This is a genomic window from Pseudokineococcus marinus, assembly GCF_013004605.1.
Taxonomy (GTDB): domain Bacteria; phylum Actinomycetota; class Actinomycetes; order Actinomycetales; family Quadrisphaeraceae; genus Pseudokineococcus; species Pseudokineococcus marinus.
Window position 1 is genome coordinate 1 of sequence record NZ_JABEMA010000310.1, and the last position, 3,578, is coordinate 3,578.

The 3,578-nt window shown below is 78.6% G+C and carries 2 protein-coding genes; one reads left to right on the forward strand and one right to left on the reverse strand.

What is annotated here, in order from left to right; translation table 11 throughout:
* Positions 1–3 precede the first annotated feature (3 nt).
* Positions 4–135 (forward strand): DUF429 domain-containing protein, encoded by a 132-nt coding sequence (locus HLB09_RS20460; RefSeq protein WP_409373012.1) that lies wholly within the window; start codon positions 4–6, stop codon positions 133–135.
* Between the two features lie 41 nt (positions 136–176).
* Here the strand turns inward: HLB09_RS20460 and HLB09_RS14580 are convergent.
* A partial coding sequence (locus tag HLB09_RS14580; RefSeq protein ID WP_171204058.1) for an ATP-binding cassette domain-containing protein occupies positions 177–3,578 on the reverse strand: 3,402 nt, incomplete at its 5' end.

Below are 3,578 nucleotides of genomic sequence, written 5' to 3' on the forward strand. Positions count from 1 at the left end.
GGGGTGGCCCTCGACGACGCCCTGGACGCGGCCGCCGTCGCCTGGTCGGCCCGCCGCGCGGCCGAGGGCCGCGCCGAGCCGCTGGCCGAGGGCGAGCAGCGCGACGGCGACCGCCGCGTCGCGATCTGGGTCTGAGCCGTCGGGGCCGTGGGGGCCGTGGGGGCCGTGGGGCCGGGTCAGCCCGCGAGGTGCCCCCAGCGGCCCTCGAGCTCGGACCACGGCCCGGAAGCTGCCAGCCGGCCCTCCTCGAGGACGACGACCCGGTCGGCGCGCGCCAGCGCCGAGCGCTTGGAGGTCGACCCGACGACGGTCGTGCCCCGGCGCCGCAGCGACTCCCACAGCTCGACCTCCGTGCGCGCGTCGAGGGCCGAGCTGACGTCGTCCGCCACGAGGAGCTCGGCCTCGGTGGCGAGCGCGCGGGCCAGGGCGAGGCGCTGCACCTGCCCGCCCGACAGCCGCACGCCGCGGTGGCCCACGAGCGCCCCGTGCCCGCCGGCGCGCTCGACGTCGGGCCCCATGCGCGCGTCCGCGAGCGCGCCGTCGGCGGCCCGGGCGTGGTCGAGCACGACGTTGTCGGCGAAGGTGCCCGACAGGACGCGCGGCACCTGGCCGACCCACGCGACCTGCCCGGGGCGCAGGAAGAGCTGGGGGTCGTCGACCTCCCGGTCGTTCCACACGAGCCGGCCCTCGTGGTCGACGAGGCCCGCCAGCGCGCCGAGGAGGCTCGACTTGCCGGACCCCACGCGTCCGACGAGGAGGACGAGCTCGCCCGCGGCGACCTCGAGGTCGACGCCCTCCACGCCGACGGTGCCGTCGTCGTGGACGGCGGTGAAGCCCTCGAGCGCCAGGCGGCGCAGCGGCGTCCGCGGGGCCGCGGCCGGGGACGGCGCCGTGCCCGTCACGAGGTCGACGCCCGCCGGGAGGGCGACGAGGTCGCCGGTGCCGGCCAGGGCCGACGCCGCCCGCAACCACCGGCGCGCCACGGGGATCTCCGTGATGGCGGCCCCCGCCACCGTGCCGAACCAGGCGGAGCCGGTGACCGCCGTCGTCACGAGCACCGCGGTGCGCAGGTCGAGGGCGCCGAGCAGGTACAGCGCCCACCCGGCCGCCACGCCGGCCTGGACGAGGACCACGGGCACGCCCTCGAGGAGGGCCTTGGTCCTCATCTCGCGCACGGAGGCGCTCACCCGGACGTCGTCGACCGCCGCGAGGTGGCGGCGCACCGGGCCCACGGCGGCCGCGAGCTTGACGGTCCGGACGGCGTCGAGGGCCGAGACGAGGGAGCTGCCGAAGACGGCGCGCTGGTCCCCCGCGACGCGGGCCGCCCGCCCCATGGCCGGCGCGCCGAGCGCCGACACGAGGGCCGAGCCCACGAGCACCCCGGCGACGACGGCGCCCGCCAGCAGGCTCTGCTCGGCGGCCAGCGCCGTGACGGCGACGACGACCACGCCGATGGTCACGTCGACCCAGCGGTCGGCGTAGATCATGAGCCGGTCGCTGTCGAGGGCCCGGGCCGTGACCTCGCCCGGCGTCGTCCGGGCGAGCCGGCGCTGCTCGGTCTGCCCGCGCAGCACCGCCAGGCGCAGCCGCAGGGCCACCCCCACCCACCACAGCGGGTAGACGCGGAAGGCGAAGAGCAGGGCGACTGGCGAGAGCATGACCGCCGCGACGAGCGGCACGACGATCGGCCAGGGCTCGCGCCCGTCCTCGAGGAGGGCGACGACGAGGCCCCACAGCCACCCCGTGAGCGCACCCGAGGCCCCGAGCAGGGACAGGCCCAGGAAGCCGAGGCTCCCCGTGAGGCCCCAGCGCTTGTGGGTGGTGAGCACCCGCAGCACGGTGCGCGGCAGCGAGGTGCGCGGCTCCGGGACCGCGGGCCGGGGCGCGCGGCGCGGGGCGCGGTGGGCGGGCGCGCCCACCGCCGGGCCGGGCGGCACGTCGCCGCCCGCGCGGAGCAGCTCGCGGAAGGGACCGTCGGCGCGGGCGAGCTCCTCGCGCGGGCCGTGCTGGACGAGGCGCCCCGCCTCCAGGACGGCGACGGCGTCGCAGCGGCGCGTGGTGGACAGGCGGTGGGCGATGACGACGCCGGTGCGCCCGGCGAGGAGCCGCTCGGACGCCCGCGTCACGCGCGCCTCCGTCTGCGGGTCCATGCGGGCGGTGGCCTCGTCCAGGACGACGAGCGAGACGTCGCGGACGAGCAGGCGCGCGAAGGCGACGAGCTGCTCCTCGCCGGCCGACAGCGTCGTGCCGCCGGTCCCGAGGCGCGTCGCGAGCCCCTCGGGGAGGCCGTCGACCCAGTCCTCGAGGCCGAGCGCCCGCACCGCGCCCTCGACCGCGCCCTCCGGCACGTCGGCGAAGAGGGTGATGTTGTCGGCGAGCGAGGCCGAGAGCAGCTCGGTGCGCTGGGTGACGACGCCGACGGCGCGGCGCAGGTCGTCGACGTCGGCGCGGACCACGTCGACGCCGCCCACGAGCACGGTGCCGGGCGCCGGCTCGACGGCGCGGGAGAGGGCCTTGGCGAGCGTCGACTTGCCGGACCCGCTGCGGCCCACGAGCGCGCACGTCGTGCCGGCCTCGACGACGAGGCTCACGGCGTCGAGCGCGAACCCGCCCTCGTAGCCCACGGACAGCCCTCGCAGCTCCACGCGCGCCGGGCCCGGGGGCAGGTGCGCCCCGCCCTCCGGCTCCTGCGGCGCGGACAGCAGCTGCCGGATCCGGCTCAGCGCCCCGAGGCCCTCCTGGATGTCGGGCAGGTTGTTGCTGACCTGTGCCAGCTGGCCCACGAACGAGGAGACGAGCAGCCAGAGCGTGACGAGCTCGGCGAGGGCGAGGCCTCCCCCGCCCACGAGGGCGACCCCGGCGACGAGGAGCGCGGCGAGCATGGCGTGCAGCACGAGACCCGCGCGGGCGGCGAGCCCGGCGGCCGTGCGGCTCGTGGCGCGCACGCGCTCGAGGAGGGCACGGGCGCGCAGCGCGTACTGGCGGACGACGTGGGGCTGGCCGAGCGAGGTGCGGACGTCGTCGCGCCCCGCGACCGACTCCTCGAGGTGGGAGGAGTGCTCCGACCAGGCGACCTCCTCGAGCACCTTGAGGCGCGCCACCTCGGGCGCGCGGCGGCGGACGGCCAGCCAGGCGAGGCCGGCGACCACCGGGAAGGCCAGGAAGGCCGGCCACCAGAGGATCCCCGCCGCGACCCAGGAGGTGAGGCTGCGGAGGGTGGCGCGCCCCGTGCCCCAGCCGACGGTGCGCAGCAGGGAGGAGAGCTGCCAGGCGTCGTCGTCGACGCGGTCGAAGAGCTCCCCGACGCCCTGCTCCTCGAGGGCGGTGACGGGCTGGCCGAGCACGCGGTCGACGAGGTCGCCCCGCAGCCGACCCTCCGCGCGGCCGACGACGCCGGAGAAGAGCGTGCGGCCGAGGGTGTCGAGCAGGCCGGCGCCCACGAGCACGGCGCCGAGGGCGACGACGAGCGCCGTCGTCGGGCCCTCGGCGGCCCGGCCGGCGAGGACGGCTCCGACCGTCTCGGCGACGGCCGCCACCACCGCGGCGGCCAGGGCGGCCCAGGAGCCGCGGGCGGCGAG